General features: G+C 61.3%; 16 protein-coding genes. 10 read left to right on the forward strand and 6 right to left on the reverse strand.

What is annotated here, in order from left to right; genetic code table 11:
* Positions 1 to 108: 108 nt before the first annotated feature.
* A complete protein-coding gene (locus AC3ISG_RS14600; protein WP_489297284.1) occupies positions 109 to 912 on the reverse strand; it encodes an IclR family transcriptional regulator in 804 nt (267 codons plus the stop codon).
* 258 nt (positions 913 to 1170) lie between these two features.
* On the opposite strand from AC3ISG_RS14600, the gene AC3ISG_RS14605 reads away from it, so the two are divergent.
* The 3 genes from AC3ISG_RS14605 to AC3ISG_RS14615 all read left to right on the forward strand — a co-directional run bounded on the left by AC3ISG_RS14605 (position 1171) and on the right by AC3ISG_RS14615 (position 9165).
* Positions 1171 to 2172, forward strand: coding sequence for a metallophosphoesterase (locus tag AC3ISG_RS14605; protein ID WP_489297285.1), 1002 nt, complete (start codon positions 1171 to 1173; stop codon positions 2170 to 2172).
* Positions 2173 to 2900: 728 nt separating this feature from the next.
* Positions 2901 to 5903 (forward strand): autotransporter serine peptidase EprS, encoded by a 3003-nt coding sequence (gene eprS, locus AC3ISG_RS14610; RefSeq protein ID WP_489297286.1) that lies wholly within the window; start codon positions 2901 to 2903, stop codon positions 5901 to 5903.
* A gap of 151 nt (positions 5904 to 6054) precedes the next feature.
* Positions 6055 to 9165 (forward strand): autotransporter domain-containing protein, encoded by a 3111-nt coding sequence (locus AC3ISG_RS14615; protein ID WP_489297287.1) that lies wholly within the window; start codon positions 6055 to 6057, stop codon positions 9163 to 9165.
* Between the two features lie 267 nt (positions 9166 to 9432).
* Here AC3ISG_RS14615 and AC3ISG_RS14620 read toward each other — a convergent pair whose 3' ends face one another.
* The 4 genes from AC3ISG_RS14620 to AC3ISG_RS14635 all read right to left on the reverse strand — a co-directional run bounded on the left by AC3ISG_RS14620 (position 9433) and on the right by AC3ISG_RS14635 (position 13847).
* The gene (locus AC3ISG_RS14620) at positions 9433 to 10746 is read right to left on the reverse strand and encodes an MFS transporter (RefSeq protein ID WP_489297288.1); all 1314 of its coding nucleotides are present in this window, start codon (positions 10744 to 10746) and stop codon (positions 9433 to 9435) included.
* Between the two features lie 217 nt (positions 10747 to 10963).
* A complete protein-coding gene (dgoD, locus tag AC3ISG_RS14625; RefSeq protein ID WP_489297289.1) occupies positions 10964 to 12112 on the reverse strand; it encodes a galactonate dehydratase in 1149 nt (382 codons plus the stop codon).
* 84 nt (positions 12113 to 12196) lie between these two features.
* A complete protein-coding gene (locus AC3ISG_RS14630) occupies positions 12197 to 12829 on the reverse strand; it encodes a 2-dehydro-3-deoxy-6-phosphogalactonate aldolase (protein WP_489297290.1) in 633 nt (210 codons plus the stop codon).
* 1 nt (position 12830) lies between these two features.
* Positions 12831 to 13847 (reverse strand): 2-dehydro-3-deoxygalactonokinase, encoded by a 1017-nt coding sequence (locus tag AC3ISG_RS14635; RefSeq protein WP_489297291.1) that lies wholly within the window; start codon positions 13845 to 13847, stop codon positions 12831 to 12833.
* Between the two features lie 417 nt (positions 13848 to 14264).
* On the opposite strand from AC3ISG_RS14635, the gene AC3ISG_RS14640 reads away from it, so the two are divergent.
* The 3 genes from AC3ISG_RS14640 (at position 14265) to AC3ISG_RS14650 (ending at position 18151) form a co-directional block, all read left to right on the forward strand.
* Positions 14265 to 15428 carry an acyltransferase family protein gene (locus AC3ISG_RS14640; RefSeq protein ID WP_489297292.1) on the forward strand — a complete coding sequence of 388 codons (1164 nt, stop codon included), beginning with the start codon at positions 14265 to 14267 and terminating at the stop codon, positions 15426 to 15428.
* A 586-nt stretch (positions 15429 to 16014) separates the two neighbouring features.
* Positions 16015 to 17673 carry a nitrite/sulfite reductase gene (locus AC3ISG_RS14645; protein WP_485617923.1) on the forward strand — a complete coding sequence of 553 codons (1659 nt, stop codon included), beginning with the start codon at positions 16015 to 16017 and terminating at the stop codon, positions 17671 to 17673.
* Positions 17657 to 18151 (forward strand): DUF934 domain-containing protein, encoded by a 495-nt coding sequence (locus tag AC3ISG_RS14650; RefSeq protein ID WP_074887803.1) that lies wholly within the window; start codon positions 17657 to 17659, stop codon positions 18149 to 18151. Before AC3ISG_RS14645 ends, AC3ISG_RS14650 begins: the two co-directional genes overlap by 17 nt.
* A gap of 367 nt (positions 18152 to 18518) precedes the next feature.
* Here AC3ISG_RS14650 and sohB read toward each other — a convergent pair whose 3' ends face one another.
* Positions 18519 to 19541: a protease SohB gene (sohB, locus tag AC3ISG_RS14655; protein ID WP_122538352.1), complete on the reverse strand. Its 1023-nt coding sequence runs from the start codon at positions 19539 to 19541 to the stop codon at positions 18519 to 18521.
* Positions 19542 to 19748: 207 nt separating this feature from the next.
* On the opposite strand from sohB, the gene AC3ISG_RS14660 reads away from it, so the two are divergent.
* From AC3ISG_RS14660 to AC3ISG_RS14675, 4 genes are all read left to right on the forward strand, one after another.
* Positions 19749 to 20459, forward strand: a complete 711-nt coding sequence (locus AC3ISG_RS14660) for a histidine phosphatase family protein (RefSeq protein WP_489297293.1) — start codon at positions 19749 to 19751, stop codon at positions 20457 to 20459.
* Between the two features lie 57 nt (positions 20460 to 20516).
* Positions 20517 to 20831: an SCP2 sterol-binding domain-containing protein gene (locus AC3ISG_RS14665; RefSeq protein ID WP_489297294.1), complete on the forward strand. Its 315-nt coding sequence runs from the start codon at positions 20517 to 20519 to the stop codon at positions 20829 to 20831.
* Positions 20832 to 21184: 353 nt separating this feature from the next.
* Positions 21185 to 22252 (forward strand): phosphotransferase family protein, encoded by a 1068-nt coding sequence (locus tag AC3ISG_RS14670; RefSeq protein WP_489297295.1) that lies wholly within the window; start codon positions 21185 to 21187, stop codon positions 22250 to 22252.
* A gap of 25 nt (positions 22253 to 22277) precedes the next feature.
* Entirely contained in the window at positions 22278 to 23045 is a 768-nt protein-coding gene (locus AC3ISG_RS14675) for an SDR family oxidoreductase (RefSeq protein ID WP_489297296.1), read from the forward strand.
* Positions 23046 to 23131 lie beyond the last annotated feature (86 nt).

Below are 23131 nucleotides of genomic sequence, written 5' to 3' on the forward strand. Positions count from 1 at the left end.
TTCATCGATCGCTTCACCAGCAGGCGCTTTCCAGGATTTCTACAGGGGTGATTGCCGTCCATTGCGTCAACGTTTCGCCCGTTATTCCCTGCTCTGCTCATCTACACGCTAGCCACCCAACTCCGCAGACAACCGTGCCGCGGCGTCCTTGATCACCGGCACCAGGTCGGCCATCTTTTCCAATGGCATGTACGGCACCGTGCTGGCGATGCTGATGCCAGCGACGATCTGTTTGCTGGCGTCACGCACGGGCGCAGCCACGCAACGGATCGACGGTTCGTTGTCTTCCAGATCAAACGCATAACCGCCCTGCACGTACTCACGCATGCGCGCCCGCACCTGCTCCCAGGTCTGCTCTTCATGGGCAGGCCACAGCGGATTTTTGCCGGTGGTTGGCACGCTGATCTCATACAGCCGTTGCCATTCGCTTTCCGGGCTGTCCAGCAGCAGCGCCTTGCCGATGCCGGTGCGCGCCAGCGGCATGCGATGGCCCACCCGCGAACGCATCTCCGGACCATTGCGGCCGGGATTCTTGTGCAGGTACAGCACCTCGTCGCCATCGCGCATTGCCAGGTGCACAGTGTCGCCGGTGAGCGCCGACAATTCGTCGAGGAAGGGTTTGGCGAGCACCAGCAGCGGCACTTCTTCCTGGGCCTGGAACCCCAGTTCGATCAACCTGGGCCCCAGGAGATAGCCGGTTTGCGGCACCACTCGCAGGTAGCGCTCCTCCACCAGACAGCTGGCAAGCCGGTGCGTGGTGCTGCGGGTGGTGCCGATGAGCCGGGCGATTTCCTTGAGGTCGCGGGCGCCGCTGGCGACCGCATGAATCACGCCCAGGCCGCGAATCAGCGTTTGCGTGCCGGTGGGTGCAGGGTCTTTGCCAGTGACGGCGGTGTCGGGTGCATCTTGCATGGCGCGCCTTATCGAATCAGAAAACCGGCGTCATTATCGTCGTCAGCCTTGAAGCCTGCCAGCGTTGTGCAGAATTTGCTCTGCGTCGGCGCAGGGTCATGACCACTCGATGCGTTCGACCTTGCCCACCAACAGCATGTCGGACAACGCGCCGTACGCACGCTCGAAGACCCTCGCATTTTCCCCAAGATTCACCTTGGTAGCACGCTTCCCAGGGCAGATAATCAAGCAGTTTCGCTGAAGAAGGATTCCACAGGCATGAGGCAAAAGGTTCTGAGACTTTCGCAAAATCACCTTGGCCGTGACTTTGTCGTAGGTGACATTCACTTCAAAACCACCGACTTGTACAAAGGCCTGCGCAAACTCGGCTTTGACAGCAAGACTGACCGAGTCATCGGCGTCGGCGACCTCATTGATCGCGGCCCGGGCGTGCTCGATGGGCTTAAGCTTTTGGGCGAGCCGTGGTTTTTCACCGTAATGGGCAACCATGAACAGATGCTGATTCGGGCTTACCGTGAAAACCCGGACGCTCGTTATGGCTCTCATGGTGCGGGTTGGTGGGCAACCGTCGCCGATGAGTCGAAAGAGATGATCATCGTCAAGCTTGAGACCCTCCCTACCCTCATCGAGATCGAATCACCCCTCGGGGTCGTGGGCGTTATACACGGGGATGTACCGAGAGGCTTGTCCTGGCAGCGGTTCGTCAACGATATCGACAACGCGCAAGTCGAAGAAATAGCCCTTTGGGGGCGAGAGCGGATCAAAAAACATTACCGTCAAGGCGTCGCCGGCGTTTGGCGTGTTTGCACGGGTCACACATGGATTCCAGAGCCGTTACGCCTCGGCAACGTGCTCGCGCTGGATTGCACCGGAGGCGGCGACGGGCCTTTGGGGATTTACTGCGTCCAGGACGACACCCTCTATGTCGACGGTCTTTCCGTGGCGCTTGACCAAGCTGAAGTTTTCACGGAGTTGCTTAACGATCTAGAGCGCACGCAGGCAGAACTCAACAACACGTTGAGTGCTGGCACGCTAATCGAATCCCAACGCCTGAGCCGTAAGGCTGAAGGTTTAGCGGGTCGGGCGAATACTGCCTGGCTTGCACTGCAGCCTGAGGTCGAAGCGTCTCAGAAGCTCTTGAATGAGCTCCACGGGCTCAGCCTGCTTGGCGGGGAGCGTAGGGTCATGAAGCTAAAAGAATTACGGTCTGCATACCAAGGAACCCACATAGAAGGATTACTGAACAGGCTGTTCTCCTAAACGCGAGCGCTGTTGCTTCCCGACAGTATCCGGGGGCAGGACTGATGACTTGGAACAGGTGATGGATCATCGATGGCTGACCTTGCACGCCACAACTCGTTGAACATGGTGGCGCGTCTTGTGATTGCTCGGTCAGCATAACAATGGGGCGCTACCCCATAATCCAGGGTGTATTAGCCATTCGCTTGCGGTGTATTCGCTGGTTGCATACGAAGTATCGTTTGCCGTGAACAGCACTGCGGGAAATTGCGCGAACGTCATCATCGCGCCAGCGAAGTCTTTGGCACTCTTTCACTTAAAGACCATTTCTGTAAATTCAAACGTGCCGCGGGGTAAGCGCGAAGTCCCACGAGCCACAAGTCTATCTTGCGTCGTGGCTAAGTAGTGGCGCAGCTCAAGTTCCCGCGATCTGTTACTTGAATACCTCTCTATTACTCATCCCGCGTAGTCATGCGACTGCGGAGGTCGCCAAGCCCCACGCTGAACCAACTAAAGACGCGCTACCTTCTCTACAGTGGAACTAGAATGCCACTATTCCGGATCGCACCTTAGTTGTGCCTGCTCCGTCCGGATGCCTCATCACAGCGCCTTGTGCCTTATCATCCGCTTGTTTTCTTGCTATTGGCTTTGTATCAAATTTGAAACAAATAAGTTGCCATCCCCTGTGGAGCGGACTATTTTCTTACGGCGCTCACTAGGGAGCTAACAAATAAAAAAGGTGTGCAGGGATGCAAAGGTTCAAGCCGTCCAATGCTGTCCGTTATTCCGTTAAACCCGCAACCACGACCGCACTTTGCGCGTTGTCTTTAACCTTTGGCTGCTCGACTTATGCCGATTATGCAGAACAGGGGAAGTTAGGTGACGCGGCCAGTTGGCGCTCGGAAGAATTTCAGAGTGACTGGGGATTGGGCCGTATCCAGGCTGACCAGGCCTATGCTGCCGGCATCACCGGCAGCGGGGTAAAAATTGGCGCAATGGACTCAGGATTCGACCCCTCTCATCCCGAAGCCAGCCCATCCCGCTACCATGCGGTAACGGCCAACGGCACCTACGTAAATGGTTCGCCCTTTAGCATCACGGGTGCCATCAACCCTAATAACGACACCCACGGCACGCACGTGACCGGGACCATGGGCGCGGCCCGGGATGGCGTTGGCATGCATGGCGTGGCGTACAACGCGCAAATCTATGTCGCCAACACCAACCAGAGCGACAGCTTCCTGTTTGGCCCGAGCCCGGATCCGCAGTATTTCAAAGCGGCCTATGGCGCGCTGGCCGATGCCGGCGTGCGGGCGATCAACAACAGTTGGGGTAGCCAGCCGCCGGATGTGACCTACGCGACGTTGAAAGGCGTACAGGCTGCCTATGCCCAGCATTACAACCGGGGCACCTGGCTGGATGAAGCGGCTAACGTGTCGCGCAAGGGCGTGATCAACGTCTTCAGTTCTGGCAATACCGGCTATGCCAACGCCAGTGTGCGTTCTGCGCTGCCGTATTTCGAGCCAGACCTGGAAGGCCACTGGCTGGCGGTGTCTGGCCTGGACAGCGCCAATACCCAGCGCTACAACCATTGCGGCATTGCCAAATATTGGTGCATCACCACGCCCGGGAGGCTGATCAACAGCACCGTGCCTGGCGGCGGCTATGGGCTCAAGTCCGGTACGTCCATGGCCGCGCCCCATGCCACGGGCGCATTGGCGCTGGTGATGGAGCGCTACCCGTACATGAACAACGAGCAGGCCTTGCAGGTGCTGCTCACCACCGCGACCCAGCTCGATGGTTCGGTCACCCAGGCGCCCAATGGCACTGTGGGCTGGGGTGTGGTCAACCTGGAGCGGGCCATGCGCGGCCCAGGCCAGTTGCTGGGGACCTTCAACGCCAACCTGAGCGCTGGCCAAACCGATGTCTGGAGTAACGGTATCTCTGATCAGGCGTTGATCCAGCGTCAGGCCGAGGACGCTGCTGAACAGACCGCCTGGCAGCAAACCCTGGTCAGCAGAGGCTGGCAGAACGGCGTGGCCAGCACCGCCAGCCAACAGGACCAGACCGACTACGCCGTAGGCACCGCCCGTGCAGCGGCAGCGGCTCAGCGCCAGTACCAGGGCAGCCTGATCAAGTCCGGCGCGGGCCGGTTGATCCTAGAAGGGAACAATACCTATCGCGGCGATACCCAGGTCAACGGGGGTGTGCTGTCGGTCAATGGCTCCCTGGCGTCCGCCGTGCAGGTCAATGCGGGTGGCACCCTGGGCGGCAATGGCCAGGTCGGTAACCTCACCGCGTTGAACGGCGGGCAGGTTGCGCCGGGCAACTCCATCGGCATCTTGCGGGTGAACGGTGACTTAACCTTCGCGCCGGGCTCAACCTACGCGGTAGAGCTTTCGCCAACGGCCAGTGACCGTATTGTGGCCACCGACAGTGCCACGGTGTCGGGGGCCAACATGGCCCTAGCCCTGGACCCAACGCCGCTACCATTAAATGCAACGCCTGGCCAAACCCTGGTCGGTCGCCAGTACAACGTATTGCAAGCCGCCAACGGTGTGAACGGGCAGTTTGCTGCGGTCACCTCCAACTATGCTTTCCTCGGCGGCCAACTGGACTACGCCGCTAACAGCGTTGCGCTGAATATCGAGCGCACGGCGGCTTTCGACAGCGTGGCGCGAACCCCTAACCAGGCAGCCGTGGCCTCGGCCGCCGAGCAATTGGGGGCGGGCAACGCGGTGTATGAAAACCTGCTGCTCGCTCAAAGTGCCGCCTCGGCCCGGGAAAGTTTCCAGCAGCTGTCGGGCGAGATCTACCCGGCAGTCGCCACCCAGTTGATCAACGACAGCCGCTATGTGCGTGATGCCGTTGGCGAGCGTCTGGGCGCCAGCGTGTTCGGTGCCGACGCCAATACGGCAGCGCAAGACAATGTGTGGTTCAAGGCCTTGGGCGCGTGGGGCAAAACCGATTCCCGTAGCGATACGGCTGGCTATACCTCATCCATTGGCGGCATGCTGGCGGGTGTCGACGGCGACGTAGGTGAAGCCACGCGCCTTGGCCTGATAGGCGGCTACAGCGACAGCTCGGTCAATATGGGCTCGGGCACCCACTCCCGTGCATCGGTAGACAGCTACCATCTGGGCGCCTACCTGGGCCATGAGATCGGCGCCTGGCGCCTGACCTTCGGCGGTGCCTACAGCTGGCACCGGATCGACGGCAGGCGCGATGTACAGGTCGGCGGCGCCAGTGGCCGGGAGAAAACCAAACACGATGCGCAAACCGCACAGGTATTCACCGAAGCGGCGTACCGTATTCAGTTGCAGCCCGCAGTGCTTGAACCCTTCGCCAACCTGGCCTATGTGCACCTTGGCACGGATAGCTTCAGCGAGAAGGGAGATGCCGCAGCGCTTGCGTCCGGCAGCGATACCCGTGAAGCCGTGCTCGGCACGCTGGGTGTACGGGCGCTTAAAACCATCGCAATCACTGATCGTCAGAAGCTGGATCTCTCCGGCAGCCTGGGCTGGCAGCACAACCTGAGCGACACCGATTCAGAGCAGCACATGGCCTTTGCGGCAGGCGGCAGCAGCTTTGGCATCGAAAGTTCACCCCTGGTGCGTGACGCGGCCCTGGTGGGTGCCCACGCCCGCATGGCGCTCAACCGTGAGGCCAGCGTTAGCCTGGACTACAACGGCCAATTGGCCAGCCGTGAAAAAAGCCACGGCATCGGCTTGAGCCTTAACTGGCAGTTCTAAACGCAAAGCGGCAGGGCGAGCCAGGCCATCGCCCGCCGCTTGCATAAAGCTGAATGTTTCAACCTACCCATTGTTGGAAAAAGAACGACGTGGATGCCAAGACGGCATTCGCGCGGGGTTTTGTGTGCGCTAACTAAGGACAGTTATATCTATGAAAGAGCTATCCACCACTCGACAGGTTACTGTCAGCTCCATTCGGCACGCTATTCGGCAAGCCAATCGCGCTTCTTGCGGCGCCCTCGCCTGTTACCTGGCCACCCTCGGTGTAGCCCAGGCTGCGCCTTACGTAGAAGCCGGCCAGGCCGGGAATGTCGCCAGTTGGCGCAGCCCGGAGTTCACGGCCCAATGGGGGCTGGGCGCGATCAACGCCGACCAGGCCTACGCGGCCGGTTACACCGGCAAGGGCGTGAAGTTGGGGATTTTCGATCAGCCGGTATACGCACCGCACCCGGAATTCGCCAGCCCGGATAAGGTGATCAATCTGGTTACCAGTGGCATTCGCGAGTACACCGACCCCTATATTCCGGTAAAGGCCGGCGACGCCTTCCGCTACGATGGCACCCCTACCCCTGACTCCAACGGCCGGCTGGGCAATCATGGCACTCACGTAGGTGGCATCGCTGGCGGCAACCGAGACGGCGGGCCCATGCACGGCGTGGCCTTCAACGCCCAGATCATCAGCGCCGACAACGGCGACCCAGGCCCGGAAGACGGTATTGTGCTGGGCAACGATGGCGCGGTTTACCAGGCTGGCTGGAACGCATTGGTCAGCAGTGGCGCGCGCATCATCAACAACAGCTGGGGCATTGGCATTACCGACCGCTTTGACCAGGGCGGTCGCGACCCGGCCTTTCCGCACTTTACCGTGCAGGATGCGCAGCTGCAGTTCAATCAGATCCAACAGATCCTCGGCACTCGCCCAGGGGGCGCTTACCAGGGCGCCATCGATGCCGCGCGCAGCGGCGTGGTGACCATTTTCGCCGCAGGCAACGACTACAACCTGAACAACCCGGACGCCATGGCCGGACTCGGGTATTTCGTGCCAGAGATCGCCCCCAACTGGCTGACGGTTGCTGCCCTGCAGCAAAACCCCAACGCCACGGCCGCTGGCGCCACGCCTTACACCTTAAGCACCTTTTCTTCTCGCTGCGGCTACACGGCCAGCTTCTGCGTGTCGGCGCCAGGTACGCGGATCTACAGCTCGGTGCTTAACGGCACCAGCCTGCAAGACCTGACCGTGGGCTGGGCCAACAAAAACGGTACCTCCATGGCCGCGCCCCATGTGGCGGGCAGCATGGCGGTACTGATGGAGCGCTTCCCCTACATGACAGGCGCACAGGTGGCCGACGTGTTGAAAACCACCGCCACCGACCTCGGCGCGCCTGGCGTGGACGCGCTCTATGGCTGGGGCATGATCAACCTGGGCAAGGCCGTCAACGGCCCGAGCATGTTCGTCACCGAAGCGGATATTCCTGCTGAGTTTCGTATCAGCGGCGCCTATGGCGACAGCCAGTTCGTGGCCAACCTGCCAGGCATAGGCGCGGTGGTCGATGCCGGTAAACCAACCCAGCGCCTCTGCAGCGGGCCACAGTGCGGGCGGGACACATGGAGCAATGACATCTCCGGGCATGGCGGCTTGACCAAGACAGGTATCGGCACCTTGGTGCTGACCGGCGCCAACACCTACAGCGGCCCAACCTTGGTCAATGAGGGGCGCCTGGCGGTCAATGGTTCGCTGGCCTCGGCGGTGACCGTCAACGACACCGGCATGCTTGGCGGCAACGGCCGGGTCGCGTCCCTTACCGCCAACCGTGGCGGTACCGTAGCGCCGGGCAATTCCGTGGGCACCTTACAGGTGGCGGGCGACCTTAACCTGGCGCCCGGCGCTGTTTATGCGGTGGAGTTGTCGCCCACTGGGAGCGACCGCATCATCGCCGGCGGACAGGCTACGGTGAGCGGTGCGACCATGGCCCTCTCGCTGGAAAACGGCGCCGGCTTCACCACAGGCGAGGTCAACAGCCTGATCGGCCGGCAGTTCAACGTGCTGCAAGCCGCTGGCGGCGTGCAGGGCCAGTTCGGGTCGGTGCTGGATAACTACGCCTTTCTGGATGGCAACCTGGCCTACAGCGGTACGGGCGTTGCCCTGGCCCTGGAGCGCAACGGGGACAGCTTCGCCAGCGCCGCGCAGACCGCCAACCAAGCCAACGTAGCGGCCGCCGCCGAGCAATTAGGGGCCGGTAATGCGGTGTACGAAGAGCTGCTGTTGAGCCCTGATACGGCTACCGCTCGGCGTGCCTATACCCAGTTGTCCGGCGAAGTGCATCCGGCCATCGCCACTCAGTTGATCAACGACAGCCGCCAGCTACGCGATGCCGTAGGTGATCGCCTGCGCGTCGAAGGGCTGTACGAACAGCCTGCGGAGGGTGTTGAAGGCAACAACCTGTGGGTGAAAGGCCTGGGCGCCTGGGGCAAGAACGCCGGCAGCAGCGACAGCGCCAGTTCAACCTCATCCTTGGGCGGCCTGCTCGCCGGTGTGGACGGCCTGGTGGCTGAGCACACCCGGTTAGGCGCCATGGTCGGTTACAGCGATACCTCGTTAGGCATGGGTGACGACACCCATTCCAGCGCCTCGGCCGATAGCTACCACCTGGGTGCCTACATTGGCCACGAGGAAGGGGCGTTGCGCCTGACCGCAGGTGCATCCCATAGCTGGCACCGCATTGACGTCAAGCGAGACCTGCAACTGGGCACTTCGGCCGACCGCCTGAAGGTCAAGCGCGACGCGCAATCGACCCAGGTCTTCACCGAAGCGGCCTATCGCCTGAACATGCAGCCTCTGGCGCTGGAACCCTTCGCCAACCTTGCGTATGTGCACTTCGACAGCGACAGCTTTACCGAGAAGGGAGGCGCCACGGCGCTCAAGGGTGATGACGACACCCGCGACACCGTGCTTTCCACCCTTGGCGTACGCGCCGGTAGCCGTTTCAACCTCACCGACACTCAGAAGCTGGACGTGTCCGGCACCTTGGGTTGGCAGCATAACCTGAGCGATACCTCGGCCGAGCAGCACCTGGCCTTTGCCAGCGGGGCGAATACCTTTGGCGTGCAAAGCGTGTCCATGGACCGGGACGCAGCCGTGGTGGGCGCCCGCGCCAGCCTTGCCTTGAACCGGGATGCGCGGATCAACCTGGACTACAACGGGCTGCTGGGTGCCCGGGATAAAACCCACGGCGTGGGGCTGTCGCTGAATTGGGATTTCTAACCTCTAGCGCTGCCTGAAAGCCTGCGCCAGCTTGCGAGCTCTCGCCAGATACTAAAAACCGTTTGAAGGGTCGATTTTGTCCCTCCAAACGGTTCAGCAGTTATCCGGTGGAGCGCCTGAGCACGTGCTCGAAAGGTTGCTCTCTTTGATGTAGACAACCTCTCAGGCACGCTCTTAACAAGGCATTGGCGGCTGCCATGCCTTCCTCAAGAAACGTTCGTCACCGGGCAAGTGATTGACGTCCCTCATTACGCATCGAAAGGGTCATCACAACTCGATGCGTTCCACCTTGCCCACCAACAGGATGTAAGACAGCGCCCCGAGCAGCGCCAGAAGGGCGATGTAGGTGATCGCTGGCGCAAAGGAATCACCCGACGCCAGGAAGCCGATGACGATCGGTGTGGCGATTGCTGCCAAATTGCCAATCAGGTTGAACGTCCCGCCGGTCAGTCCCAACAGCCGCGCCGGTGCGAGGGTCGACACCAGCGACCAGGTGATCGACGCCAGGCCGTTGCCGAAAAACGCCAGGGCGAGGAAGGCGATCACCAGCGGGGTCGAGTCGACGTAATTGGCGCCGATTATTGAGGTGGAGATCAGCAGACCGGCGATGATCGGCGTTTTACGGGCGAAGCCCACGGTGTAACCGCGACGGATCAGCCAGTCGGAGAAGAACCCCGAGCACAGCACGCCGACGAAGGCCGCGAGGAACGGCAGCGACGCCAGCAGGCCGGACTTGATGAAGTCCATGCCGCGGTATTTGACGAGGTAGGTCGGGAACCAGGTGAGGAAGAACCACAGCGTCGAGTTCAGGCAGAACTGGCCCAGATAGATGCCCCACAGCTTGCGCTTGGTCAGCACGATGCCCAGGTCCTGCCAGCTGAAACCGCTCTTGCGTTTCGAGGCGTCGGTCTGCATGTCGACCAGTCCGCCGCCGTCCTTGATCAAGTCGATCTCGCCCTGATTGATGCCTTTGAAATCACGGGGTTCACGGTAAACCATGTACCAGATCGCCGCCCAGAGCACGCCGACGCCGCCGGTGGCCACGAACACCATGTGCCAGCCATAGCGGGTTTGCAGCCAGGCGAGCACCGGGGTCAGGAACGCCAGGCCGACGAACTGGCCGGAGGTGTAAAAGCCGACGGCGGTGGCGCGTTCCTTTTCCGGGAACCAGGCGGTGACGACGCGGCTGTTGATCGGGTACGCCGGGGCCTCCAGCGCGCCGACGGCCATGCGCAAGACGAACAGGCCGATGAAGCTGCCAACGAAGCCGAGAAAAATGGTCGCAATGGACCACAGCGCCAGCGCCACGGTGTAGAGGATGCGCGGCGGCACGCGATCCACCAGCCAGCCGCCGGGCAGCTGCATGGCGGCGTAGGTCCAGCCGAACGCGGAGAAGATCAGGCCGACGCGCACCGGATCAATGCCCAGCTCGCTGGTCAGTGCGGGCGCGGCGATGGACAGGTTACTGCGGTCGAGGTAGTTGATCACTACGGTGATGAACAGCAGCACCATGATGAAAAAGCGTTTGCGGGTCGGCGTGGCGGTGGTCGCCCGCGCCTGGGTTGCGGTCTGTGTGCGCAAGGGAGGTGCCTCTTTTTATGGTTATCTGAGGTCTGGCGTTATGTGTTTCGTGTGTGGACGAGTAGCCAAAAGCTTCGTGAGCAAGGTGGAGCGCCACCCCGGTCACTCCCACAGGATGGTCAGCGCCCTCGATATCAGGGTCATGCACAGTGCCTGTGGGAGCGAGCTTGCTCGCGAATGGGCTTGACGCCGAATCGACGTCAAACTTGCAGGTCAATCACCACTCGGCAAAGCTGCCGTCGGCATGGCGCCAGATCGGGTTGCGCCAGCGGTGGAGGATGGCGGCGCGCTCCTTGACGTACTCTTCGTTGATCTCGATGCCCAGGCCCGGCCCGTTCGGGATCTTCACCATGCCTTTGTCGTAATCGAAGACTTCCGGGTTTTTGATGTAATCGAGCAGGTCGTTGCTCTCGTTGTAGTGAATACCCAGGCTTTGCTCCTGAATGAACGCGTTGTAGCAGACGGCGTCCAGTTGCAGGCATGCGGCCAGAGCGATCGGGCCCAGCGGGCAATGCAGCGCCAGCGCGACGTCATAGGCCTCGGCCATGTTGGCGATCTTGCGGGTTTCGGTGATGCCGCCGGCGTGGGAAGCATCCGGCTGGATGATGTCGACATAACCTTCGCTCAAGACGCGCTTGAAATCCCAGCGGGAAAACAGGCGCTCGCCCAGGGCAATCGGCGTGCTGGTCAACGGCGCCAGCTCCTTGAGCGCTTCGTAGTTCTCGCTGAGCACCGGCTCTTCGATGAACATCAGCTTGTACGGGTCCAGCTCTTTCATCAGCACCTTGGCCATCGGCTTGTGCACGCGACCGTGGAAGTCGACGCCGATGCCCACGTTCGGGCCCACGGCATCACGCACGGCAGCGACGTTGGCCAGGGCCAGATCGACCTTGTCGAAGGTGTCGAGGAACTGCAGCTCTTCGGTACCGTTCATTTTCACCGCGGTGAAGCCTCGCTCCACCGCTTCTTTTGCCGCACGGGCGGTGTCCGCCGGACGGTCGCCGCCGATCCACGAATACACCCGAATCTTGTCGCGCACCTGGCCGCCGAGCAGGTCGCTGACCGACACGCCGAGCGCCTTGCCCTTGATGTCCCACAGCGCCTGGTCGATGCCTGCCAGCGCGCTCATGTGAATGGCGCCGCCGCGGTAGAAGCCGCCCCGATAGAGCACGGTCCAGATGTCTTCGATGTTGCGCGGGTCTTTGCCGATCAAATAGTCGGACAGTTCCTCAACCGCTGCAGCCACGGTGTGGGCGCGGCCCTCGACCACAGGCTCGCCCCAACCGGTGACGCCCTGGTCGGTCTCGACTTTGAGGAAGCACCAGCGCGGCGGAACGATGTACGTCGTGAGTTTGGTGATTTTCATGTCTTGTCTCTCTTATTCAAAAACACATGCTGTTGGCGCACTTGTTTAAAAAATACAGCCTCGATGGCGCAACGAGCGGGTGGGTCACTTGTTTGCAGGCTTTTGCTGGTTCCAGGCTTCAACGTAGGCCTTGGCGCTCTTGGCGACGTCCTCGGCGCTCATGCCCGGCTTGAACAGCCCCGAACCCAGGCCGAAACCGGACACGCCGGCATCGAGGAAGACTTTCATGTTGTCCGGGGTGATGCCGCCCACCGGAATCAACGCCGTGCCGGCCGGCAACACCGCCAGCCAGGCCTTGACCACCGCCGGGCCCATTTGCTCGGCAGGGAACATCTTCAGCACGTCGGCGCCTTCGGCCAGCGCCGCGAAGGCTTCGGTCGGTGTCGCTACGCCCGGGGAGAGAAACAGGCCTTCGGCTTTGGCTGCGCGCAGCACCTTCGGATCGCTGTGGGGCATGACGATGACCTGACCGCCGGCTTCCTTGACCTGACGCACTTGTTCCGGGGTCAGCACCGTGCCCGCACCGATCAGGCAATCGGCGGGCAGGCTCTGACGCAGCAGACGGATGCTGTCGTACGGCTGCGGGGAATTGAGCGGCACTTCGATGACGCGGAAACCGGCGGTGTACAGCACGTCACCGATGGCCGGTGCTTCTTCGGGGCGCAGGCCGCGCAGAATCGCGACCAGACCGTTTTGCACGAGGGCTTGCTTGAGCATGTCAGTTCTCTACGTGAAGGGGCCGGGCAGCGGCCGAAGAGGAGGATTGAATCAGACCGGCCTGCACCGCGACCTGCCACAGACCGCGCTCGGTGGCCTGTTCCGCCAGGGTCACTCTGGCAAAACCGTTGGCATCGAGGGCGCGCTGATAGCGGGCGATCAGCGCGTCGCTGCCGATCAGGATCACGGCAGGCAGCTGCGCATCGGCCTGGCGCAGCAGCTGTGCCAGCGCGACGATTTCATGGCCGATCAACAGGCCGGACAAGTAATCGGATTGGGCGGCACCGGACAGCACGCCGGTCAAGCCGAGCGTTCGGCAACTGAAGATGGTCGACAGGGGACCTGCCGCACCGCTGGCCGAGCGAGACACTGCCACGCCCCGGTCAAACGCTTCAGCGTCGAAGGTCTCGCTGCGCTGCATCGTACGGCCGAGAATGGTGTGGCTGGACAGCGCCGCGTAGACCTCGCCGGTCATGAAGGTGTCGAAATGCTCGATCCGACCGTCCACCGCCCTCACCCACTTCGAGTGGCTCCCGGGCAGGCCGATCAACAGGGGTTTGGCGGCTTCGCTGGCGGGCAGCGAGTCGAGGACGCCGAGGACCTGGGTTTCTTCGCCGCGCATCACGTTGGGCAGCTCGGAGCGCTGCAGGATGCCGGGAATGATGTGAACGTCGACGCCGCGCACGCTGCGCACCGTGACCAGCGCGGAACTGAGGGCCGCGACGCTGGCGGGCGTCTGCTGGTAGACGGCTTCGCGCCAGCCCTGAGCGCTGCCGACCATGCCGCAGGCGATCACCGGCAGCGTCGGTTCGGCGTCGAGCCAGTCGCCGCAGGCTTCGTCAAAAGCCAGTTCGAAGCCGTTGAAAACCTGCTGCCCGCCGATCGAACGGGGTGTCGATGGCAACTGCATGATGCCCGCGCTGAGCGAACGTTGTTCCAGTACCCGGCCGTGTTCGCCGAGTCGATACGCGCGAAGGGAGGTCGTCCCCCAATCGAGCGCGATCAATTGCGCCTGCATGGCTTCACCTGATTGTTATTAATGAGTGAATGCGGGGCGGACTATAAACCGGTTGATGGCGATATCTCAATATATAACGGATGATCCCACATATTGGGATGACGAACGGATCGGCAAGCAAATTCGATAAATGCCTGTTCCGTCCGGGTTTGCGGTTCGGCATACTGCTGCCCGTCGCTGGCGACACTTATACGAAGACCCGGATTCGTCTCGACGCTTGTTGACCTTGGGTCTGCTTCGCCTCACGCCGTGCCTTTCACCGGTTTTTTATGTGCCCTGCCCACTCATCGGCCTCAGTGTCGAAGGTGGTAACTTTCGTGCCTGTCGCACCCTTTCATTGTTTGCTCTGCCCTGCACGCCTGCTGGCGCCTGTTCGCGTGCCCGCACGCCTGACTCATCTGAAAAAGGATCCTCAAGATGAAGCGATTCGTCGTGCTCGACAGCCTGCGCGGTCTCTGCGCCCTGACCCTGATTGTTCATCACTCGCACATCGAGCGAAGCATCACAGAGCTGGCGTTTTTCCGTAATGCCAGCCAGTTCGCCGGTTTGTTTTTTGCCCTCAGCGGCTTTCTGATGTACCGCCGCTACGTCGGCACGCTTACGACTGCGCGCCAGCTCGGCGACTTCACGATGGCCCGCGCCTGCCGGGTGATGCCGCTGCACTTGGCGGTACTGTTGTTCTTCATCGGTTTCGAGTGTTTGAAGCTAGTCATGGAGCGCTACGGGCTGCTGTTGAATTTCCCGGCGTTCAGTGGTGACCGGGCGCCCGGGGAGATCCTGCCCAATGTGCTGCTGATCCAGGCGTGGTGGCCGGGCTTCAATGCGTTGTCGTTCAACTACCCGTCGTGGTGGGTCAGCGTAGTGTTTTATCTGTGGCTGATCTTCGGGCTGATCTGCTACGCGTTGCCGAGAATGGCGCGGATGCTGTTCACGCTGCTGGGCGGGTTGGCGTTTGTCGGGCTGTTCGCGGATTCCGGTCTGCTGACGCGTTATGTGTTGTGGGGCGCGGCGTGTTTCTTTGCGGGCACGGTGACGTACAGGCTGTATGCGCGGCTGCGGAATTTCGTGCCGGGAGTGGCACTGGCCAGCGTGCTTGAACTGGGGATATTGGCGACGATCGGCTGGGTGATGGTGGACGGCGAGCCCCCGCTGACGATTGAATTGGCGCTGCTGTTTTGCCTGGCGATTCTGGTGTTTGCGTGGGAAGCCGGAGCGGTTTCGCGGCTGTTGCAGCCGCGGCCCTTTCCGGCGCTGGGCAGGCTGTGGCTGTCGATTTACCTGACCCATGCGGCGGTGATTTTCGTGGTCGCCACCGGGCTGACGGTGGCGGCCAAGTTCGGCGGTTACCCGCTGTTGGTGGACAGGCCCGGCGAGATGCCGGGGTCGCTGGTGCGTTATCTGAGTACAGGCAGTGCCCTGAACGACAATCTGTTGTTGCTGTTGGTGGTGGTGGCGGTTGTGGTCCTTTCGATGTTGGTTCATCGCTACATCGAGGTGCCTGGGGTGCGGTTTGGGGAGCGCTTGGGGCGGGGATTGTTTCGTGGTCGGCGGACCGATGATGCTTCTCGCATCAATGGCTGAGGGCAGAGCAGGATCCAGGGCGCTGCTCTCGGTTTAATCCGACTTCACCGAGTACCCTCAGTCCGGTCCGGTCTGGCACATGGACCCGCCACCTTCAATGGCGGGGCTCCCGCGGCATCGGCACTCTTCGCCGAGCAGGCCATGTCCACTACTGGTGCGTCACCCAGAACGCCACCGCCCCCACAACCAGCACAATGATGAAAAGAATGGCCCATGCATCCACATGGCTTTCGGATTTGGCAACTTTCGGGTGATTTCGCATTGCATCGCCTTTTGTCTGTTTTATGGGTGATCGCAAAACTCGCGTGCCAACGACGGACGTCGTCAGCCATCGCCTCAGTAAAGTTCAGGGATGCCCTTATCACAAGTGAGGCTATGCCTAGCCGACGTGCTGCTTAGCACTTTCGGTTCTGTGCATATACTCAAACATCACTTTTGCGCATATCTGCAAACTGGTAACCTCCCCCGGCTCCGCAAGGAGTGCGCGGCCGTGCGCGCAGATTTGTTCGGTAGCCTGAAAGCAGACGACAACGCATCGCCTTTCCGGCTGGCCCAGCAGCAGTGAACCGCCTGAGACAGGACCACCATGTACGTATACGACGAGTACGATCAGCGGATCGTCGAGGACCGCGTCAAGCAGTTCCGCGACCAGACCCGCCGCTATCTGGCCGGCGAGCTCAGCGAAGAAGAGTTCCGCCCGCTTCGCCTGCAAAACGGCCTCTACATCCAACGCTTCGCCCCGATGCTGCGCGTCGCTGTGCCCTACGGCCAGCTGACTTCACGCCAGGCCCGGATGCTGGCGAAGATCGCCCGCGATTACGACAAGGGCTACGCGCACATCAGTACCCGCCAGAACGTGCAGTTCAACTGGCCGGCACTCGAAGACATCCCTGACATTCTCGCCGAGCTGGCCACCGTGCAGATGCACGCGATCCAGACCAGCGGCAACTGCCTGCGCAACGTCACCACGGACCAGTTCGCCGGCGTGGCAGCCGACGAGTTGGTGGACCCGCGCCCCTGGTGTGAAATCGTCCGTCAGTGGACGACCTTTCACCCGGAATTCGCTTACCTGCCGCGCAAGTTCAAGATCGCGATCAACGGTTCGACGTCCGACCGCGCCGCCATCGAAGTGCACGACATCGGCCTGGAGCCGGTCAAGAATGCTGCTGGCGAACTGGGCTTCCGCGTGCTGGTCGGCGGTGGCCTTGGCCGCACGCCAGTGGTCGGTGCGTTCATCAATGAGTTCCTGCCGTGGCAAGACCTGTTGAGCTACCTCGATGCCATCCTGCGTGTGTACAACCGCTACGGCCGTCGCGACAACAAGTACAAGGCGCGCATCAAGATTCTGGTCAAGGCCCTGACACCTGAAGTGTTCGCCGAGAAGGTCGAGGCCGAAATGGCCCACCTGCGCGGCGGCCAGACCACGCTGACCGAGGCCGAAGTGCATCGCGTCGCCAAACACTTCGTCGACCCGGACTACAAGCCGCTGACCGATTACAGCGCCGAACTGGCTGAGCTGGATAAACAGCACCCCGGTTTTGCCCGTTGGCGCTCGCGCAACGTCCTGGCCCATAAAAAGCCGGGTTACGCCGCGGTGACGCTGTCGCTGAAACCCACGGGTGTTGCCCCGGGCGATCTCACCGACAAGCAACTGGATGGCATCGCCGACCTCGCCGACCGCTACAGCTTCGGTCAACTGCGCACGTCCCACGAGCAGAACATAATCCTGGCCGACGTTGAGCAGAGCCAACTGTTCACGATGTGGGGCGAGCTGCGCGAGCAAGGCTTCGCGACGCCGAACATCGGCCTGCTGACGGACATCATTTGCTGCCCGGGCGGCGACTTCTGCTCGCTGGCCAACGCCAAGTCGATCCCGATTGCCGAATCGATCCAGCGCCGTTTCGACGACCTTGATTACCTGTTCGACATCGGCGAGCTGGACCTCAACATCTCCGGCTGCATGAACGCCTGCGGTCACCACCACGTTGGCCACATCGGTATTCTCGGCGTGGACAAAAAGGGCGAAGAGTTCTATCAGGTGTCGCTGGGCGGCAGCGCCAGCCGCGACGCCAGCCTGGGCAAGATCCTCGGCCCGTCGTTCGCACAGGACGTCATGCCGGATGTGATCGAGAAGCTGATCAACGTCTACGTCGAGAAACGCAACGAAGACGAGCGCTTCATCGATACCTACCAGCGTATTGGCATCGACCCTTTCAAGGAGCGCGTCTATGCAGCGAATCATTAAGAACAACGCGGTCATCGACGAGACCTGGCACCTGCTGCCCAAGGACACGACCTTCGACAGCTTGTCCAACTGCGACGACCTGATCGTGCCGCTGAACCTGTGGCGCGAGCATGCCCATGCGCTAAAGGCCCGCGACGGCGGTCTGGGTGTCTGGCTGGACAGCGATGAGGAAGCCGAGGAAATCGGCGACGACGCGGATCAGTTTCAGGTCATCGCCCTGAACTTTCCGGCGTTCACCGACGGCCGCAGCTACTCCAACGCCCGCCTGTTGCGTGACCGCTACGGTTACAAGGGCGAGTTGCGGGCCATCGGTGATGTGCTGCGGGATCAACTGTTCTACCTGCACCGCTGTGGGTTCGACGCGTTCGCGATTCGTGCGGACAAAGACCCGTACGAAGCGCTGGAAGGTCTGAGGGACTTTTCCGTGACGTATCAAGCTGCCACCGACGAGCCGCTGCCGCTGTTCCGGCGCCGTTAAGTCGCTGCTGCTGACTCCACGTTAAAAGATGCTGAACAAAAAGCCCCGCCTTCGTGAGAAGTCGGGGCTTTTTAATTTCTGCTAGCGCTGCATTGAGTGGGACCGGCTTCAGCCGGGAAGAGGTCAGTGCAAACACCCTCACTTTTGCGGTGTGGCGCCTGACGCCTTCCCGGCTAAAGCCGGTCCCACATTCGTGTTAACTCAAATTCTCAACAGCTGCACGGGCTGCATTGAGTGGGACCGGCTTCAGCCGGGGAGAGGTCAGTCTGAACACTATCCACGTCGCGCCTGCTCTGGCCCCTTCCCGGCTAAAGCCGTTCCTGCAATGGGTTCCTGCAACCTTCGCGCAGCGCGTTCAAGCGATCAATCACCAGAACCGCTGTTGCGTCAGCTTGCCCCACCACCCTGTCACCAAATGGTCGACCGAGGTGCTCGCCGCGATGCCCACACGCTGCTGCAGGCTTTTGCGCTCGGCGTAGTGCAGATGGAACACCTCGGCGGTTTTGGCTTTCTCCGACAGGTATTCATCGCTGGTCTTCAGCTCATCCACCAGTTGCTTGTCTTTGGCGGCGATGCCCAGCCAGATTTCGCCGGTGGCGACTTCGTCGATCTGCAACTGCGGGCGGTAACTGGCGACGAAGTTCTTGAACAGCTCGTGGGTGATGTCCAGGTCCTCCTGGAATTTCTCGCGACCCTTCTCGGTGTTTTCGCCGAACACCGTCAACGTGCGCTTGTACTCGCCGGCGGTCAGCACTTCGAAATCGATGTCGTGCTTCTTCAGCAGGCGATTGACGTTAGGCAGCTGGGCAACCACGCCAATCGACCCAAGAATCGCGAACGGCGCACTGATGATCCGGGTGCCGATGCACGCCATCATGTAGCCGCCGCTGGCCGCGACCTTGTCGATGCAAATGGTCAGCGGAATGCCCGCCTGACGAATCCGCGCCAGTTGCGACGATGCCAGACCATAGCTGTGCACCATGCCGCCGCCGCTTTCCAGGCGCAGCACCACTTCATCCTTGGGGGTGGCGAGGGTCAACAGCGCGGTGATCTCGTTGCGCATGTTCTCGGTGGCCGAGGCCTTGATGTCACCGTCGAAGTCCAGCACGTAGACACGCGACTTCACCTCGGTGGACTTCTTGTCCTTCTTCAGTTCCTTTGCCTGGGACTTGCGCAACGCCTTGAGCCGCGCCTTGTCCAGCAGCGAACCTTCGAGGCGATCACGCAGCCCTTTGTAGAAGTCATTGAGCTTGGTGACGTGCAACTGACCGCCTGCACCGCGGCGCCCTCGACCTCGCATCGAGCCGATGACCACCAGCACCACGATGATCGCGATCACGATGGTGACGGTCTTTGCCAGGAAACTGGCGTAATCGAAAATGAACTCCACAGAAACTCCTTACCGGTACAGCAGATCCTCGGCAGAGGATCGCGAATGGGGCCAAGCATACCGGTGCGCCGGTGGCCGGGCCAGTGACGAGACGGGCGAATACGGGACAGATCGGCCAATTCAAACGAGCGTATGTTTTTTCATTGACAGACCGCGGGCCGTCCTCATAACCTCCCAGCACTTTCAACGTGCCAGGGTGACGCGGTCGTGGGCAGCATCTATCTCATACGACATGGCCAGGCCTCGTTTGGTGCGGACGATTACGACGTCTTGTCGCCCACCGGTTTTCGCCAGTCGGAAATCCTCGGCGCACACCTCGCGCAGCTCGGCCTGACCTTCGACCGCTGCATCAGCGGCGCCCTGTACCGCCAGCGCCACACGGCTGAAACGGTGATTGCCCAGCTCAACGCCGCCGGCCTCCCCACCCCCGAACTTGAAACCGACATCGCCTTCAATGAATTCAACGCCGAAGGCGTGATCCGTGCGCTGCTCCCGGCCATGCTGGATGACGAGCCCCATGCCTTCGAGATCATGCGCGACGCCGCCAACAACCGCGCCGAGTTTCAGCGGCTGTTTGCCGCGATCATTCGCCGCTGGCTGGTGGGCGATCACGACGCCGCCGCGCTGCAGAGCTGGCAAGCGTTCGTGGAGGAGGTTGAAGCGGGCCTGAGCGGGATTCTAGACAGCGCCGGGCCAAGCGATCGCATCGCCGTGTTCACCTCCGGCGGCACCATCACTGCCCTGCTCCACCTGATCTCGCAAATGCCGGCCACCCAGGCCTTCGAACTCAACTGGCACATCGTCAACACCTCGCTCAACCACCTGAAGTTCCGTGAGCGCGAGGTGTCCCTGGCTTCCTTCAACAGTTACGCGCACCTGCAACTGATGAAGGCGCCGGAGCTCATCACCTACCGCTGAGCCCGGCCAACCGCACCCGCAAAGTGCTCGTCATCACTCATATAAAAGGATCACACCATGAGCTCCGTAGAAAACGCCGTTCAAGCCATGAAAGCCAAGTTCAACCCAGCCGCCGCTGCAGGCCTGGACCTGGTGTTCGGTTTTCGCATCGACGAAACCAAGAACTTCTCCCTGATCGTCAAGGACAGCGCCTGCGAATTGCAGGAAGGCGAAAACCCGGACGCCCAGGTCACGCTGGTGATGGACGGCGAAACCCTGGAAGGCATCGTCAGCGGCGAGACCGACGGCATGCAGGCATTCATGGGCGGCAAACTGCGCGCTGAAGGCGACATGATGCTGGCGATGAAACTGAGCGAGCTGTTCCCTTCCTGAGAACGCACCGTTCTTGCAAAAACCGAAGCTGCCCGGCTTCGGTTTTTTTTCGCCCGGACTGTGCTCGCGAAGACAGGGGAACGGCCGCTAAGTATTCAGCGACTGAAATGCCGTCTTCGTGAGCAAGCTCACTCCCACCGGGACCGTGTTTATGCGCGAAAGCGTGGTGCGTGTCCGCGTGCATATTCTGTGTAGCACGGCACACTGTGGGAGCGAGCTTGCTCGCGAAAGCCGTGAATCAGGGTGGCTGATTGCCCCGTAACACCCACGCCAATAGCCCTTGTTCGCCGGCGCCGGAGCGCATTAGATTAGCCAATGATCCTGGCCAACCATAATAATCTGCAGGGATAAGCATGCCGCTCACCGACCAGTCCACCCAGGTTCGATCCGGCGAAGAACTCGACGCTGCGTTGATCGACCCTTATCTGAAAGCCCATATCCCCGGCCTGAGCGCCAGCGCGCAGGTCAGCCAGTTTCCCGGTGGCGCGTCGAACCTGACGTACCTGCTGAAGTATCCGGAGCAGGAATTCGTCCTGCGCCGCCCGCCTTTTGGCCATAAAGCAAAAAGCGCCCACGACATGGGCCGCGAATTTCGCATCCTGAATCAGCTGCGGGACGCCTTCCCTTACTGCCCCAAGGCGTACTTGCATTGCACCGACGATAGCGTGATCGGTGCCGAGTTCTATGTGATGGAGCGGGTCAAGGGCATCATCCTGCGCTCGGAGTTGCCCGCCGAGCTGAACCTCAACGCCGCGCAAACCGAAGCCCTGTGCAAGAGCTTCATCGATCGGCTGGTCGAGCTGCACCAGGTGGATTACACCGCCTGTGGGCTGGGCGACCTGGGCAAGCCACAAGGTTACGTTGAGCGGCAGATTCGCGGCTGGACCGAGCGCTACGAGAAAGCGCGCACCGCCGACGCACCGAGCTGGGAAAAGGTCGCCCGCTGGCTGGACGAGAAAAAGCCCGAGGACCATCCCGTTTCCAGCCTGGTGCACAACGATTACCGCTTCGACAATGTGATCCTCGACCCCGACAACCCGATGCAGATCATCGGCGTGCTGGACTGGGAGCTGACCACCCTGGGCGATCCGCTGATGGACCTGGGCAACAGCCTGGCGTACTGGATTCAGGCGGACGACCCGGCGCCGGTGCAACTGATGCGGCGTCAGCCCAGCCATGCGCCGGGCATGCTCACCCGCGAGCAGTTCGTGGCGTACTACGCCGAGCGCTCGGGCATCGCCATCGACAATTTCGACTTCTACTACACCTATGGGCTGTTCCGTCTGGCCGGCATCGTCCAGCAGATCTACTTCCGCTTCTTCCACGGCCAGACCCAGGACAAGCGCTTCGCCCAGTTCATTCACATGAACGCCCTGCTGGAGCGCATGGCTCTGCAAGTGATTGAGCGTTCCAGCCTCTGATTGCGACACGACAAGGAAAACAACAATGTCCAAGACTCAACTGTTCGACCTCGATGGCAAGATCGCTTTCGTTTCGGGCGCCAGCCGTGGCATCGGCGAGGCGATCGCCAAACTGCTGGCCCAACAAGGCGCCCATGTCATCGTCTCGAGCCGCCGGATCGACGGTTGCCAGCAGGTGGCGGACGCGATTCTCGCCGAGGGCGGTCAAGCGACGGCCATCGCCTGCCACATCGGTGAAATGGAACAGATCACGGCAGTGTTCGCGCAGATCCGCGAGCAGTTTGGCCGCCTGGACATTCTGGTAAATAACGCAGCCACTAACCCGCAGTTTTGCAACGTGCTGGACACCGACCTCGGCGCGTTTCAGAAGACCGTTGACGTGAACATCCGCGGCTATTTCTTCATGTCGGTGGAAGCCGGCAAGCTGATGCGCGAGCACGGCGGCGGCAGCATCATCAACGTCGCGTCGATCAACGGCGTGTCGCCGGGCGTGTATCAGGGCATCTATTCGGTGACCAAAGCGGCGGTGATCAACATGACCAAGGTCTTCGCCAAGGAGTGCGCGCAGTTCGGCATCCGCTGCAACGCTTTGCTACCCGGCCTCACCGACACCAAATTCGCCTCGGCGCTGGTGAGCAACGAGAAGATCCTCAACACTGCTTTGGCGCAGATCCCGCTCAAGCGGGTGGCGGCGCCGAGCGAAATGGCGGGGACGGTGCTGTACCTGGCCAGCGATGCGTCGAGCTATACGACAGGCGTGGCATTGAATGTGGATGGCGGTTTCCTGTCCTGAGCCTCTTGAGCACACCTGAGCCGCTGAGGTGAACTGAGGTGTTCCTGATGGAATAAAGATTCCATCAGGAACCTCCAACCGCCTAC

The sequence above is a fragment of the Pseudomonas sp. GL_135 genome (assembly GCF_057834665.1).

Coding starts and splice junctions, on each gene's coding strand:
- eprS (WP_489297286.1), top strand. CDS start 2,901: ATGCAAAGGTTCAAGCCGTCCAATGCTGTCCGTTATTCCGTTAAACCC.
- AC3ISG_RS14670 (WP_489297295.1), top strand. CDS start 21,185: ATGCCGCTCACCGACCAGTCCACCCAGGTTCGATCCGGCGAAGAACTC.
- AC3ISG_RS14605 (WP_489297285.1), top strand. CDS start 1,171: ATGAGGCAAAAGGTTCTGAGACTTTCGCAAAATCACCTTGGCCGTGAC.
- AC3ISG_RS14640 (WP_489297292.1), top strand. CDS start 14,265: ATGAAGCGATTCGTCGTGCTCGACAGCCTGCGCGGTCTCTGCGCCCTG.
- AC3ISG_RS14630 (WP_489297290.1), bottom strand. CDS start 12,829: ATGCTCAAGCAAGCCCTCGTGCAAAACGGTCTGGTCGCGATTCTGCGC.
- dgoD (WP_489297289.1), bottom strand. CDS start 12,112: ATGAAAATCACCAAACTCACGACGTACATCGTTCCGCCGCGCTGGTGC.
- AC3ISG_RS14645 (WP_485617923.1), top strand. CDS start 16,015: ATGTACGTATACGACGAGTACGATCAGCGGATCGTCGAGGACCGCGTC.
- AC3ISG_RS14615 (WP_489297287.1), top strand. CDS start 6,055: ATGAAAGAGCTATCCACCACTCGACAGGTTACTGTCAGCTCCATTCGG.
- AC3ISG_RS14635 (WP_489297291.1), bottom strand. CDS start 13,847: ATGCAGGCGCAATTGATCGCGCTCGATTGGGGGACGACCTCCCTTCGC.
- AC3ISG_RS14600 (WP_489297284.1), bottom strand. CDS start 912: ATGCAAGATGCACCCGACACCGCCGTCACTGGCAAAGACCCTGCACCC.
- AC3ISG_RS14650 (WP_074887803.1), top strand. CDS start 17,657: ATGCAGCGAATCATTAAGAACAACGCGGTCATCGACGAGACCTGGCAC.
- AC3ISG_RS14675 (WP_489297296.1), top strand. CDS start 22,278: ATGTCCAAGACTCAACTGTTCGACCTCGATGGCAAGATCGCTTTCGTT.
- AC3ISG_RS14665 (WP_489297294.1), top strand. CDS start 20,517: ATGAGCTCCGTAGAAAACGCCGTTCAAGCCATGAAAGCCAAGTTCAAC.